The organism is Paenibacillus sp. P13VS (assembly GCF_015143645.1).
GTDB classification, from domain to species: domain Bacteria; phylum Bacillota; class Bacilli; order Paenibacillales; family Paenibacillaceae; genus Paenibacillus; species Paenibacillus xylanilyticus_A.
On sequence record NZ_WYEV01000018.1, the window covers coordinates 1 to 12,950 of the forward strand.

Sequence of the window (12,950 nt, forward strand, 5' to 3'; positions counted from 1 at the left end):
AGAGTACCGCCGGAATGTTTGACCTTTTTTAGCCATGAAAAAATCCCCTTCGTTTACATGATTAAGTTCATCTTAACAGATGTCTTTTTTCTCATGTCTACTAAAAGGGGATAATACCAAACCGTGGTTTTTTTTGTGATGTTAAAGAAGATAGACCTTTAGGAGAGAGAGGAATAATTTATTCGCATATACCATGATTTGGGTTATGATGGATTTAGTTTTCCAGATGTATATGTGTCGGATAAATTGCAGGACAGGATCGTTCAAGGATACATATGGATTATGGTAAAACGATGATAAATGATGAAGGGGAGGCTCTCATGTCAGTAGAGAACGTCACGCTAAGGTTGATAATGAAAGAAAACGAATTGGAATGCATTAACCTTAAACCCCGGGATGAGCAAATGAACCTGGTCGCTACGAATTCGGATTCGCTCATTCATGCAATCAAGGAGACCACTTCCAAGCCTTACGGAATCTATGCAGAGGATCAGATGGTGGGTTTCATTCTATTTGACAATGAAATCTATAGTGACGGGTATTACTGGATTTTGCGATTTATGATTGATGAGAGATACCAAGGAAGAGGCTATGCCAAACAAGCGATAAGAGAAGTGATCAACAAACTAAAAAGCAGAGTGGATTGCCAACAGATCAGAGTGTCTCATGTACCGCATAACGTTGTGGCGAACACGCTATATAAAGCTTCTGGATTCCTGGACACAGGCGAAGTTGAAGACAATGGAGACATTATATTGAGTTATCACCTGAATTAATTATTTTTAGAACATAAGGAGCGTGAGCGTGATGATCAGGGAAGCAGAACCAAGAGATGCGCAGGCTATTGAACGTTTGTACCAAGAATTATTGCCAAACAACTTGAATACAAAAGTGTTGGGAGAACGGATTGAGGAGATCCAGAATAATCCCAACAGTTTCTTGCTCGTGTGCGAAATCGATCAAAAGGTCATTGGTACAGCACACTTACATATTTGTCTGGATGCCCTGGTGGAGAATAGACCGTTTGGAGTAGTCGAACGAGTCATTGTTACAGAGCATGTCCAGAGCAAGGGATACGGTTCAGCACTGATGAAGCATATCGAAAATATATGTATACAGAGAAATTGTATGAAAATGTTTCTAACCAGTGGAGCATCCAGAAGCGAGGCACATCATTTTTATGAAAAACTAGGGTTTGATGGAGAGTCAAGCAAAGCATTTAAGAAATACCTATAGATGAACGAACCAATTGAACAAACAAATCTAATCGAATGGAATGAGGTTATAGAGCGATGAATAGCTCAAAGCAAAATGCTGAATTGCAGATTGTATATGAAGAGCATGAGGAAGACTACAAAGCCATATGTGATCGTTTATATAACTACAATGTAAGAGAAACGAAAGGGTTATTAAATATTCCGGGCAAAAGCATCCATCTATTTCTGAGGGATAAGGAAGGCAGAGCTGTAGGTGGAATCTTCTGTGCTACATACTGCGAGACGTTATATATTGATAACTTTTGGATCGACGAGGAATATAGAAATCACGGGAGTGGGAAGTCTCTCCTCTTGCAAGCGGAAAGTATAGCCTCAAGTATGGGATGCAAACTTGCTCACACCAGCACCTTTTCCTATCAGGCTCCAGAGTTCTATCAGAAAATGGGCTATGAAGTGTTTGGAGTCATCGATGAATATCCAGAGGGCATAGTTCAGTATTTTCTGAAGAAAAGGCTGTAGATTTTTTAGAAATGTAATAACTATTACGAATGGGAAAGCGTTATTTTATTTATAAGTTATCAGCAGGATAAACAACAAGGAGAATCTAGTAATGACTACAATAAATGTTTTAGAAACTCAACCTTCCAGTCGGTATGATGAATTAGATCCATCTCAGGATGGGAATAAAAACACAACATTCGCAGATCTCATTATCGATGGAAAGTCTCTATATCAGATGCTTAAGAGGCACGATCTGGTACCAGCACTGGGATGGGGAACTGAAGAAAATCAAAGACAAATGATTCAATACTTTTTGTTAAAGGAACCCCATGAGTATCTGTTTTATAGATATCCCATTTTAGTATGCCCTTTGTGCGGGGACGAAGAGTGCGGTTATATCTCTGTGAAAGTGGATCGGGATGATGATGTAGTTATTTGGAAGGACTTTATGCTGGAGCACAAGAACCAACCACTAAACGTAGGTCCATTTTATTTTATGTGGGAAAACTATGAGAGAGCTATTCAGAATACATTTGGAATGGTAGAAACGTGAAGATATGTTTTGATTCAATGGCGACAAAGGAGGTTTGGTGACATGATCTACGTTCTTAGGCATGGGCAGACGGATCTGAATAAGGAGGGAAGACTCCAAGGCAGACGAGGTTTGCCATTAAACCATTACGGAATCCAGCAAATGGAACAGCCAAACCGAGGAATTTGATCTTAAAGTAAGGTGAACAAAATCATTTATAGGAGCGATATAATCATGGCTAAAACTACGGGTGAAATGATTGAGGAATTCAAGTCGTTTACTTCGTATGTGAGAGAGTTTGACAGTCTATCTGAGCAGGTTTGGAATATGCCAATAGCTGAAGGCAAATGGACTTTGAAAGACGTTATCGCGCATATGATGCTGTGGGATCAATATTTCTATGAGGAAGCTATCTATAAAATCAAACATGACGAACCATTGACTGTTAAGCATCTGAACTTTGATGAATTTAATGCAAATGCGATCGAATACTCAAAGACCAGATCGAAGAAGACCATTGTTGAACAATTTATAGAAAAGCGAATGAACATTATCCATGATATTACTGGATTGAACGAAGAAGAATATACGCGAGAATATAAGGATGGAGACAAGAAGAAATTCAGTATCAAGAAGTATGTAAGGGCATTCATATCGCATGATAAACATCATAAAAAACAGATCGAAGCCTTTAAGAAGACGCTACACATAGCTAAGTAAAGGTGAGGTGGTAACCACGATATGAATTATGAATTAATTCAAGCATCCAAGGAACATAAGGGTATCATACAAAATCTCATGCAATTCTATAGTTATGATTTCTCTGAATTTATCCATTGTGATGTGGAAGATAATGGTCTATTTAAGGCCTATCCTTATTTGGAAGACTATTGGATCGAAGTGGATCATCGATTTCCATATGTCATCAAACAAGAGCATAACTATATCGGGTTTGTGTTAGTCAGGTGCATAGAATCAGAAGAGCGAAAGTATTGCTCCATTGCGGAGTTTTTTATTATGAAGAAATACAGAAAGACAGGCATAGGCAGGGCAGTAGCTAAACAACTATTTGATATGCATAAGGGGCACTGGGAAGTACACCAGCTTGAAAGCAATGTGCCCGCACAGCACTTTTGGAATAAGTTTATACACGAGTACACACAAGGAAACTTCTCAGATCGAGTGTATGACGGTAGAAGAATACAAGAATTTATAAGTTAGATGGACAGAAAAACAGATTCATAGATGACAAGGACGAGATAATTTCAAATGACATACAAGAGAATTCATATTATTGGTTCTACAGGTAGTGGGAAAACATATTTAGCGAGAACTCTGTCCAGCCAACTAAACATCCCATATTTTGAATTGGATAAGGTGATGTGGAGCAGCTCCGTTGAATTTGCTGGAAAGAACCCACCTGAAATACGGGATAGACTGCTTGAAGATATTATAAGTGAGGATGCGTGGATTATTGAGGGGATATATTACAAATGGGTAATGAGGAGTTTTGAAGAGGCAGATATTATCATCTTTTTGACCCCGAAACCAATGGAAAGAGCCATAAGAATTGTGCTGAGATTCATTAAGCAAAGAATTGGATTAGAAAAAGCAAACTACAAACAAACATTTAAAGGTTTAGTCGACATGCTGAAATGGAATTACAAATTCGATAGTGAAAATATGAATAAGATTTATGAGCTACTTGAACACCATAAGCGAAAATTAATTATAGTGAATAGTAATAATAAAGTGCTCTCTATGAAGATATTCAAGGGGGAATGACGAGTGCAGGTAGCTGAATGGTCTGAAAACATAGAAACGTATGATTTATCCAGCGAATATTCTATTCGTAAGGCTGACCCGGAAGAGTGGGGAATATATTGCTCGGTGTATTACAATATGCGCTTGTTGGTTTTTTTAGAGAAGAACGTTTCAGTGCTAACCGAAATAATGCGTATTGGATCTACCAGGGAGAATCGAAAATGGGTGGGGTACGGATGGCACCCAATAATATATATCATTTATTTTTCATTCCACCGTTCAATTAATCATTTGAGGTACTGAAGCTTCTGAAAAAGATTCTTGTTAGCTAGCTGGTCTGATCGAACCCAAGCCATTAAAGCTTTTGAAATTCTTCCGGACCAGGTTCATTTATTTGCCAAAGCCGGATTTTGGCCAGTGGAGTTCAGATGCCGCTGGATGCAGCGTCCCACTGAACGATTCAACGTGACTTGGGACGACGATCTGATCATCAAGAGTCCTCAAATTACCGAAGATGCAACAGGCACCAAGCGATTTACAAATGAAAATGAAATAGCTCAATGCGACTTCGCAAGCTTTGTAGGAGGTTTTGAGGCGGTAAGAAGAAATAAGTCTTCGCTGGAACAGTTCATACCTGATGAAGATCCCGCTCTAACCAATGAGACCCTTACGGAAGCTTCTACACTTGTGTATGACAAAAATACGGGGAAGCTTGTCGCCAATTGCCGGCTTTGTTTACAGGACACGGAGGCAGCAGTCTATAGTATTGGTGTTATCCCATCGCATAGAGGGAGAGGTATTGCTACATATATGCTGCAGAGAGCTTTGACAATCCTGAAAGGAAAATATCCAATCCTTCGGTTGTATGTCATGGAAGGAAACGATGCAGAATCCGTATATTATAACCTCGGGTTTATTCCTGGAGTACAAGAAGTACAGCAGATGATCATTCCTGGAGAATGAAATGAAAGGCGTATTTCAAAATGTGGAGGAATCCATTGTGAATACGTTATTTCTGGCAAAGCCAATTGGAGGTCAACTGACCGTATCCAACGAAAGTCTGGAGACCAAGTATTTCTCGGTGGAAGAAGCCTTACGGCTAGTTACGTGGAAGAATTTCAGACAGCGAATCGAGTATTGTTTAAGACCTGACATGCAGCCCTTTTATATTGAATTCTAAGAAGAAGAGGCTTTGAAAAGGAGCATGCTGTGAAAAAGTTTAGAGAGATCGGATATGGAAACCGGTGGTTTATCCGAACGGAATTCGAACACGAAGACGGTACAGAAAGCGAGGTCAAGGGATTTACTAGACCCTTCACTCTTAAGTCAGTGTACGTTAGAGTATGGATCGGAAAAAAGGTAATGATCATCGATACAAAAGAGGGAATTAAATTTGTGAATAAAAAGGTGAAGAAGGTAAAAATCATTCTTGGTTTCTTTGGGTATTGATTCAGGAATCGGGGATGCTGTGAACTTTATTATGAGCCAAGTAGTAAAGTAGTACAAGAGTACATACCTAAGGTGGAGGGAATTAAATCATGAACATGGATAATATTTATCTGATAAGTGACATACCGGGTTATTCTCCACAGATTAGTCGCCTAATTTCAATGATGAACTATGCCAGATATACAACGATTGAAGAAGTCAAAGATCTATCCATCGATCACCTTGATTTTTTGCTGGATACCGAGAGCAACTCGATTGGAGCATTGCTGCTGCACTTTGCGGGGGTCGAATATGCTTATCAGGTGGCGACGTTTGAGAATCGGCAGCTGAACGAAGAGGAATTATTGGAATGGGGCCCGGCCCTTCAATTAGGTAAGGAAGGACAGGAAAAGATCAAAGGCAATGATATCACCTTTTATTTTACGAAAATGGACCAGGTAAGAAGGAGAACACTTCAGTTCTTTCAGAGCATAGATGACGACTGGTTAAGCAAGGAAGAGGATTTTTGGTATAACAAACCGGCCAATTATTATTTTATGTGGTTTCATGTTTTTGAGGATGAGATCAATCACAGGGGTCAAATCAGAATGATCAGAAAGAGAACTCTTGACGCTTAAGGTGGCGACGTTTTTTTAATAGAGAGGGGAATCAATGAAGACCAAAAATATCATTATTGTTGTTTCCATAGTAATCAATTGCGTCTTGATCATGTATGTATTTTGGAAGGAAAGTCACCTGAGAGAAATCTATTCGGGTTTATCCTTTGGACTTCAGGGCGATTTAGTACAATTGGAGAGTACAATTACTTATCAAATGAATAATAAGTGGAACGACGAAAATACGGTTCTTGAGAAAATTGAGGATGTTACAGAAGGCATCCACCAACTAATGGTTACAGGTAAGAATACTGGAATGATTACGAATTCACAAGAAAATGACTTGTGGACATTGTATAAATATTTTGCTAACTTTCCCACTTTTACAGGATTCCCAAATACCAAGTTGGACAATGACGGGATTAACGAACTAATCCAATTAGGAGAAGATCTAAGGTCAGCAGGTTGGGGGACGAATGTTGGATATAGTGGTGACTGGGAGAGTTTTTCAATGAAAGTAAAAGACTTAACGAATTAATTATCTGCTGCACTCATTAACAGTATATTAAGATAATTCACTATGGAGGGATTCCATGCTTTATCTCATTATAGTCGTGGTTATTGGTTTTGCAGGCATAATTAGTAATCAATACGCAGGGTTAAGGAGAATGGAATCACTGCAAAAATCATTGGATGAACTGAATCATCAGCTGCGAGAAGCTGGACAAATCCGGTCTGTCAATCAGGTTGAAAAGGAGTGAATCATGATGTACAAGCAAAAAACAAAAGAGACAGACAATAGTGTTATTGAGTTTATTGAGAGCGTGGATCATCCAAAGAAACGTGAGGATGCTTATACGTTGCTGGATATTTTTGCTGAAACGACAGGTTATGAAGCCAAAATGTGGGGACCGAGCATTATTGGATTTGGTGCGTATCATTATAAATATGCTTCAGGACATGAAGGCGATGCCCCGCTGGTGGGATTCTCACCCCGAAAAGCGAAAATTAGTTTATATTTTGCAACCGGAGATACAGAACGAGAATCACTATTAAAGGACCTGGGGAAACACACGACAGGAAAAGCATGCGTGTATATTAATAAAGTCGAAGACATTCATGTGGATATTTTGAAAGCTCTAATAAACCAGTCGGTTAAGTTCTTACAAGAGACCTATCCGAATCCGTAGTTAGATTTCATGGAATGACCTACAATATGCTGCTATGAACAAGGCAAGGAGGAATAATAATATGATACCAATTTCTATTGAAGCCATCGATAAAAGTAATTGGGAAGAAGCACTTTCAATCTCATTACATGTATCTCAAGTCAAATGGGTGCCAACTGTCATGGAGTCATTAGCATATGCCTATATTAAACCGTGGGATGAAGCTTTCGACCCATTTATCCTGCGTCAGGGAGAAAAAGCAGTTGGTTTCTTCTATTTAAGCTACACACCTGATAGTAGGGATAATTATTGGATAGGCGGTTTTCAAATCGATCAGGCTTCTCAAGGCAAAGGATTGGGGAAAGAAGCACTTTATACCATATTAGAATTCGTTCAGCAAACCCATCCTCAATGTCAGGTGGTTTCGTTAACTATTGAAAAAAGTAATGCCCGTGCCAAAAAACTTTACGAGAAGACAGGATTCATCCATCAAGAGATGGATAACCAAGAAGGTGAAATGATATACAGATTAAAGTTAAACGAAGGAACAAGAAATACTCGATAAAGAACAACAAAAGGGCGATAGGAATTGTTATTTATGATATAGCCAATACATATCGAAACGAGGTTGAGCTTCTGTATGGAAGAGCAATGGAGAATTGCAACGCATGACCCGGCATGGAGGTCGTTGTTTCTAGAGACGGGATCCAGATTGAGGGAGGCATTAGGAGAAAAAGCTCTTCGCATCGACCACGTCGGATCAACTTCTATCACTGGTTTAGACGCCAAACCCATTATTGACATACAAATTTCGGTGTTGCATCTTGATAACTTACCGGATTTCCGGTTGGATATTGAAAGGGTCGGCTTTGTATTTAGGGATGATAATCCGGATCAGAGTAAAAGATATTTCCGCGAAGCACCAGGGAATAGAAGAACGCATGTACACGTTAGGCAAGCAGGGAGTTTTTCGGAGCAGATGACATTGTTGTTTAGGGATTATTTACGAGAACATCCACTGGATTGCCTGAAGTATGCGGAGGAAAAGCACAGGCTCATGCGTTTATACAAGGAACAACGTTCGAAGTATGTGGAGGGCAAAGGGCCTATAGTTTGGGAAATCTTGCAGAAAGCCCATCTGTGGTCTCAGGAAGTAGGCTGGAAACCAGCGGATTCGGACGTATAAGTACCTTGGATTAATTGTGGATACCCATATTGGAGTGGTGAAATGAACCTGGGTAGAAAGCTGTTAACTTCACTTTTAACCGTAATCTTGTTTAGTTTAGCTGCAAGCTTGTTATCCATGAGTGAAACCTATGATTTTGGTTTTTATATTGCAGTGTACCCTATATATGCAGCTCCGTTGATCTTTTTGATAGGCTTACCTTTGTCGATCGTAGTAGACTTCTTGGTGAACAAGATTAGAATTACTAATCATGTACTCTACCTAATTGTAAAATTACTGAGTTACGCGTGCGCTGGGTTCGTCGGCATGTGCATATTTTATCTGGTTATCGGAGCTAGAGAGAATATTTTTAATCTTAAAGAAACGTTCCCTCTAACTTTGTTTGGTGTATTTGCAGCGATGATCTTTGTACTGGTCGATCTTGGTTTGGAGGCTCTTTTCAAGGCTCGTAAAAAGCAGCTGTAGTCAACATGGTATTAGGGATTATTCCATTTTATAAAGGGGTGATGTGTGTGATATCTTACCGACGGTTGGAACCACAGGATCCGGAATTGGTTAAGCGATTAATGGAAGAATATGCGCTGCAGTTTCCCGCTTTTATCATTAACCTTTATCCAGAACGTTGGGAGAGCTATTTCAATCATTCCAGTAATTCGAAATACTGGGTCGCAGTTGAGATGAGCCAGATTGTAGGACATGCCGGGTTTATGTATAACAATGATGAAAAATCGTATGAAATCGTAGGTGTTGTTGTATCGCCCAGGCATCTGAGAAAGGGAATCGGGAAAACTCTTTTGGACCATGTATGTGAAGCGATTCAAGAAAAAGGAGTAACAGAAGTTATGCTGCACACCCTCGGCCATCCAGATAATGAAGACACATTAGTATTCTATAAATCGATTGGTTACTCGGTATCGAAGTTTGAGAAGGATTATTTTCAAGCAGGGTATTCGCGCGTTACGTTTAGAAAGAGTTTGAGCCAGTCCTAGATGAGTGGGGGGAGATAGATTGAACATTAATTATAGAATACTCAACCTTTCCGCTTGGCTTTCCATGTTAGCTGTCATGCTTATTCCTGGAACTGCATACACGGAAGGCCCACCGAGAACGGAGTACGGTTTCCCCTTTCGATTTTACACAGAATATCACCATCACAGTCCCCCTGATACAATTTGGTTTCTTTCAGGTGTCAACATTCAAGTGCTCTCCTATTTGTTTAATGTCCTACTTATTTATGCAGCAATTCATGTCTTCCACTATATAAAAAAGAGATTGACCCGTTCAGAAAAGTAAAGAACTGAAATCATGGGTTCTTAGTTTTATCCATATGGTGGGTTATGATAGAAGGTGAAAGTGATAATCATCAAGAAAATTGCTTAACAGGAAGGGAGAGTGGAGAAGAGAAATGGTAGAAATTAATACGATAGATTATGAAGATAAACATGTATTACATAACCTGATGCAACTATATCGATATGATTCAAGTGAGTTCGATGGACATGAGTTGACTATTCACGGGCTATATCTATACAAGTATATTGATCATCAATGGACGGACACCTACAGACGACCCCTAATGATCAAAGTGAATGAGGAGATAGCAGGCTTCGCCTTATTAATGCTGGATGTTCCGAGAGAGTTCGTGCATGTTAGTGAGGCACCCAGGACAAATATCATTAGTGATTTTTTTATTGTGCGCAAGTATAGAAACAAAGGATATGGAAAACGAGCAGCGTTCCACGTCTTTGATCAATTCCCGGGTGCGTGGGAGATTCGGCAAACGCTCGCCAACAAGCCTGCCAATCAATTTTGGAATCGTGTTATTGATAGCTATACGGAAGGAATGTATAGGGAGATGATCCTGAATGAGGAACGATGGACTGGACCGATCCAGGTATTTGGAGAAGAGCCTAGCAATACATTGGAGTGATGAATATGAAACAGCTTCCAGAGGAATGGAAGTCAGAACGACTCATTATTTCGGATGTGGAAGAATACGAGATCCCCGAAATCCAGTCTATTTGTAACACAAGCCGTTACTTACAACAATGGGATGGACGGGAGTATGAACCGGATTATGTGAAGAAATGTGTTACAGAAGGTAATCTTCCACCGGGAGGAAAGTTGGAGAATTACCGGATTCAATCGATCCGTACAGTCGAAGAGAATCAAAAAATCGGTCTACTGAGTATGTACCATGGTTACCCATCTGAGGATTCCATTTATCTTGAATTTTTATATATCCAGAGTGATATTCAGAAGCAAGGATATGGACAGGAAATGATTCAAGCACTGAGTCACCATCTTTCCTCACTCGGATACAGGGAAATCAGAATCAACGTGGCGCTCAAAAACTGGCCAGCATTACGATTCTGGATCAAATCCGGATTCAATCAGATTAGCGGGATATACGGGGATCTTGAGCATTCGGATACCACATTTGCCAATACGGAATTGATCAAAACACTCTAGAAACACAACCGGAAAAGGAGGAATGCAAATGGAAACATTTTTTCGTTATAACTGGATGGTGCGTGAACAGTGGTATGCATGGTGTGAGGATCTACCGCTTGAAGAATTGCTGCGGACTCGTACAGGCGGGGTAGGGAGCATCTTGAAGACGTTTTTCCATATCATTGATGTAGAATGGAGCTGGCTTCAGATTCTGCAAGGTAAGCCGGATGGAGCGGAAGATTTTGAACTACACAAGAGCCTTGAAGCGGTACGACAATTTGATCGTAAGCTGCGTCCTGATGTAGAGGCATTTGTTTTGGCGTGGGACACGAGCATGGAAAAGAAAGCTCATATTGATCATCTACCGAATGGCAAAGTTGTAATAGATTCATGGGGAGAAGTGATGCGCCACGTCATCGCTCATGAAATTCACCATATGGGACAATTGTCGGTATGGGCCAGAGAATTGGGCAAGGAACCGGTATCCGCCAATGTGATTGGTAAAGGCCTGATTATCCCTGACTGACCCCGGATTGGGTAGACCCATGACCAGCTAAAAAATGGTGAGAACGATCTATTTTACTGGAGATAAGGCCATGTGCTGAAGAGGAGGAAGTGATGGCCATCGAACTTAGTCGTATAAACTGGATTCAGCTGGATGAAAGTCTAAGGCTTATGATGAAAGGGGGATACGATGTTATTCCTTTGTCACCTGGACTGGAAGCGGATGTGATGCAAATCGTATTTGATGATCAGCCGTATGTTCTGAAGATATGGAACAAGGATTCCAAACCAAATGTAGGCAACCAATATAAGCTGTTATCCAAACTACTCCATAATGGGATTCGTGTCTCCACACCTTATGGCTGGGGCAGGGATAAGGAGCATAATCAGGTGCTGTTAACGAGCTATGATGGCGTACCTGTGACCGAATTAACATCTTCCAGGCTGGCACATTTGGCTCAACATTTAATGGAGGTCCATCGTTTTCCGTTAAACGAAGCAGATACAGGAGAAGTTGTAGCGTACATATCCAGCTATGATTTTGTTGGTTATTTCTTTCCTTCCATAGAGCTTTACGAAGACATCAGCACTCATCTGTCGTATCTTCTTCAGCGCGTCCAGCTTAGGCAGGACTGCTTAATCCATGGGGATTATAATCTGGGTAACATTCTTGAGATGGAAGACGACTATACCATTATCGACTGGACGAACGGACAATTGGGCGACCCGAGGTACGATGTTGCATGGTCTGTTTTTCTGATTACGATCTACAATGGAGAGCGTTATGGAGAGACGTATTGTGCTGAATTTAGGCGTACAGCAAGTTATTCGCTGGAGGATGAAGAGGTTTTTGAAGCAATCGCTTGTCTGCGCTGGATTCTGTTAAGCCGCGTCACCGATGTACCCATGGGACCAAACGTAATGCAGCGAGTTCATAGAATTGCCATCCATAATCCATATTTGAATGAGAGTCTGTTGCAATGGAGATAAGATGCCAAAGGAAGTTGATAGAATGTCAGAATAGCCTGTCCTAAACGATCGTTTCCTGCATACCTATGGTATAGAGGAGCGTGATAGGTCATGGAACAGAAGGTGCAAACCTATTTTCAACTGAAGCAGCAGCAAAAAGAGATTGAGCAGCAATTATCTGTACTTCGAGATGAGATTGTCGCATATTGTGCGGAACAAGGGGTATATGAGACACAGTTTGGCAGTTATACGGTGAAAACGGTGCTTCAGCACCGCAAGGAATATGATGATCAGAAGCTGTATGCCGCACTGCCTGATCCGGACATTTGGCGACTGCTGTCCAAGGTAGATAGTCATAAGCTGAAAAGCCTGATCAAGCTGAACGTGCTATCCGAAGAGCAAATCAGTCCTGCGTGTACCGTAAAACAGGTTACGCTGCTGCAGGTGGACAAGCTATAGCTGTAGCCCCCTTTAGTTTAACTGAACTTATCTGAAGAATGTACGAGCGGTTCAATGGTTGAAATACATCATCACGTCAAACAAAAAAACAGGCATGCATTTACCTTGAGAGGCGTTCTGACCGTCTCTCTGAGTGTAAATGACATGCCT

The 12,950-nt window shown here is 40.6% G+C and carries 22 protein-coding genes and 2 pseudogenes; all 24 read left to right on the forward strand.

Annotation, left to right across the window (positions count from 1 at the left end):
• Positions 1–320: 320 nt before the first annotated feature.
• The 24 genes and pseudogenes from GUA98_RS27085 to GUA98_RS27200 all read left to right on the forward strand — a co-directional run bounded on the left by GUA98_RS27085 (position 321) and on the right by GUA98_RS27200 (position 12,800).
• Positions 321–776 (forward strand): GNAT family N-acetyltransferase, encoded by a 456-nt coding sequence (locus GUA98_RS27085; RefSeq protein WP_193725006.1) that lies wholly within the window; start codon positions 321–323, stop codon positions 774–776.
• Positions 777–807: 31 nt separating this feature from the next.
• Positions 808–1,236, forward strand: a complete 429-nt coding sequence (locus GUA98_RS27090; RefSeq protein ID WP_193725007.1) for a GNAT family N-acetyltransferase — start codon at positions 808–810, stop codon at positions 1,234–1,236.
• Between the two features lie 56 nt (positions 1,237–1,292).
• Positions 1,293–1,736 carry a GNAT family N-acetyltransferase gene (locus tag GUA98_RS27095; protein ID WP_193725008.1) on the forward strand — a complete coding sequence of 148 codons (444 nt, stop codon included), beginning with the start codon at positions 1,293–1,295 and terminating at the stop codon, positions 1,734–1,736.
• A gap of 91 nt (positions 1,737–1,827) precedes the next feature.
• Complete coding sequence (locus GUA98_RS27100) at positions 1,828–2,271, forward strand: oxidoreductase (protein ID WP_193725009.1); 444 nt, start codon at positions 1,828–1,830, stop codon at positions 2,269–2,271.
• A 42-nt stretch (positions 2,272–2,313) separates the two neighbouring features.
• Positions 2,314–2,418 (forward strand): annotated as a pseudogene (locus GUA98_RS27105) (histidine phosphatase family protein); the annotation flags it as partial.
• A 66-nt stretch (positions 2,419–2,484) separates the two neighbouring features.
• Positions 2,485–2,970 (forward strand): DinB family protein, encoded by a 486-nt coding sequence (locus GUA98_RS27110; protein ID WP_193725010.1) that lies wholly within the window; start codon positions 2,485–2,487, stop codon positions 2,968–2,970.
• 21 nt (positions 2,971–2,991) lie between these two features.
• Positions 2,992–3,471, forward strand: a complete 480-nt coding sequence (locus tag GUA98_RS27115) for a GNAT family N-acetyltransferase (RefSeq protein WP_193725011.1) — start codon at positions 2,992–2,994, stop codon at positions 3,469–3,471.
• 48 nt (positions 3,472–3,519) lie between these two features.
• Positions 3,520–4,035 carry a DNA topology modulation protein FlaR gene (locus tag GUA98_RS27120; protein ID WP_153979654.1) on the forward strand — a complete coding sequence of 172 codons (516 nt, stop codon included), beginning with the start codon at positions 3,520–3,522 and terminating at the stop codon, positions 4,033–4,035.
• A gap of 300 nt (positions 4,036–4,335) precedes the next feature.
• Positions 4,336–4,977, forward strand: coding sequence for a GNAT family N-acetyltransferase (locus GUA98_RS27125; protein WP_227780160.1), 642 nt, complete (start codon positions 4,336–4,338; stop codon positions 4,975–4,977).
• 7 nt (positions 4,978–4,984) lie between these two features.
• Positions 4,985–5,194, forward strand: a pseudogene (locus GUA98_RS27130) (ADP-ribose pyrophosphatase); the annotation flags it as partial.
• A gap of 29 nt (positions 5,195–5,223) precedes the next feature.
• On the forward strand, positions 5,224–5,463 hold the full coding sequence (locus GUA98_RS27135) for a DUF3977 family protein (protein ID WP_153979652.1): 240 nt from the start codon (positions 5,224–5,226) through the stop codon (positions 5,461–5,463).
• Between the two features lie 95 nt (positions 5,464–5,558).
• Positions 5,559–6,080 (forward strand): DinB family protein, encoded by a 522-nt coding sequence (locus GUA98_RS27140; protein ID WP_415753062.1) that lies wholly within the window; start codon positions 5,559–5,561, stop codon positions 6,078–6,080.
• 34 nt (positions 6,081–6,114) lie between these two features.
• Positions 6,115–6,597 (forward strand): hypothetical protein, encoded by a 483-nt coding sequence (locus GUA98_RS27145; protein WP_193725012.1) that lies wholly within the window; start codon positions 6,115–6,117, stop codon positions 6,595–6,597.
• A 55-nt stretch (positions 6,598–6,652) separates the two neighbouring features.
• Complete coding sequence (locus tag GUA98_RS27150) at positions 6,653–6,820, forward strand: hypothetical protein (protein WP_193725013.1); 168 nt, start codon at positions 6,653–6,655, stop codon at positions 6,818–6,820.
• A gap of 6 nt (positions 6,821–6,826) precedes the next feature.
• Entirely contained in the window at positions 6,827–7,249 is a 423-nt protein-coding gene (locus GUA98_RS27155; protein ID WP_193725014.1) for a DUF1801 domain-containing protein, read from the forward strand.
• 61 nt (positions 7,250–7,310) lie between these two features.
• Positions 7,311–7,793, forward strand: a complete 483-nt coding sequence (locus GUA98_RS27160; RefSeq protein ID WP_193725015.1) for a GNAT family N-acetyltransferase — start codon at positions 7,311–7,313, stop codon at positions 7,791–7,793.
• Between the two features lie 75 nt (positions 7,794–7,868).
• Positions 7,869–8,414: a GrpB family protein gene (locus GUA98_RS27165; RefSeq protein WP_193725016.1), complete on the forward strand. Its 546-nt coding sequence runs from the start codon at positions 7,869–7,871 to the stop codon at positions 8,412–8,414.
• A gap of 306 nt (positions 8,415–8,720) precedes the next feature.
• The gene (locus GUA98_RS29855; RefSeq protein WP_227780161.1) at positions 8,721–8,879 is read left to right on the forward strand and encodes a hypothetical protein; all 159 of its coding nucleotides are present in this window, start codon (positions 8,721–8,723) and stop codon (positions 8,877–8,879) included.
• Between the two features lie 65 nt (positions 8,880–8,944).
• A complete protein-coding gene (locus GUA98_RS27175; RefSeq protein WP_265333664.1) occupies positions 8,945–9,403 on the forward strand; it encodes a GNAT family N-acetyltransferase in 459 nt (152 codons plus the stop codon).
• A 383-nt stretch (positions 9,404–9,786) separates the two neighbouring features.
• Positions 9,787–10,344: a GNAT family N-acetyltransferase gene (locus GUA98_RS27180; RefSeq protein ID WP_227780162.1), complete on the forward strand. Its 558-nt coding sequence runs from the start codon at positions 9,787–9,789 to the stop codon at positions 10,342–10,344.
• 5 nt (positions 10,345–10,349) lie between these two features.
• Positions 10,350–10,886, forward strand: coding sequence for a GNAT family N-acetyltransferase (locus tag GUA98_RS27185; RefSeq protein ID WP_193725020.1), 537 nt, complete (start codon positions 10,350–10,352; stop codon positions 10,884–10,886).
• A gap of 28 nt (positions 10,887–10,914) precedes the next feature.
• Positions 10,915–11,394 carry a DinB family protein gene (locus GUA98_RS27190; RefSeq protein WP_193725021.1) on the forward strand — a complete coding sequence of 160 codons (480 nt, stop codon included), beginning with the start codon at positions 10,915–10,917 and terminating at the stop codon, positions 11,392–11,394.
• Positions 11,395–11,486: 92 nt separating this feature from the next.
• On the forward strand, positions 11,487–12,362 hold the full coding sequence (locus GUA98_RS27195; protein WP_193725022.1) for an aminoglycoside phosphotransferase family protein: 876 nt from the start codon (positions 11,487–11,489) through the stop codon (positions 12,360–12,362).
• A 90-nt stretch (positions 12,363–12,452) separates the two neighbouring features.
• The gene (locus GUA98_RS27200) at positions 12,453–12,800 is read left to right on the forward strand and encodes a hypothetical protein (protein ID WP_153979636.1); all 348 of its coding nucleotides are present in this window, start codon (positions 12,453–12,455) and stop codon (positions 12,798–12,800) included.
• Positions 12,801–12,950: the final 150 nt, after the last annotated feature.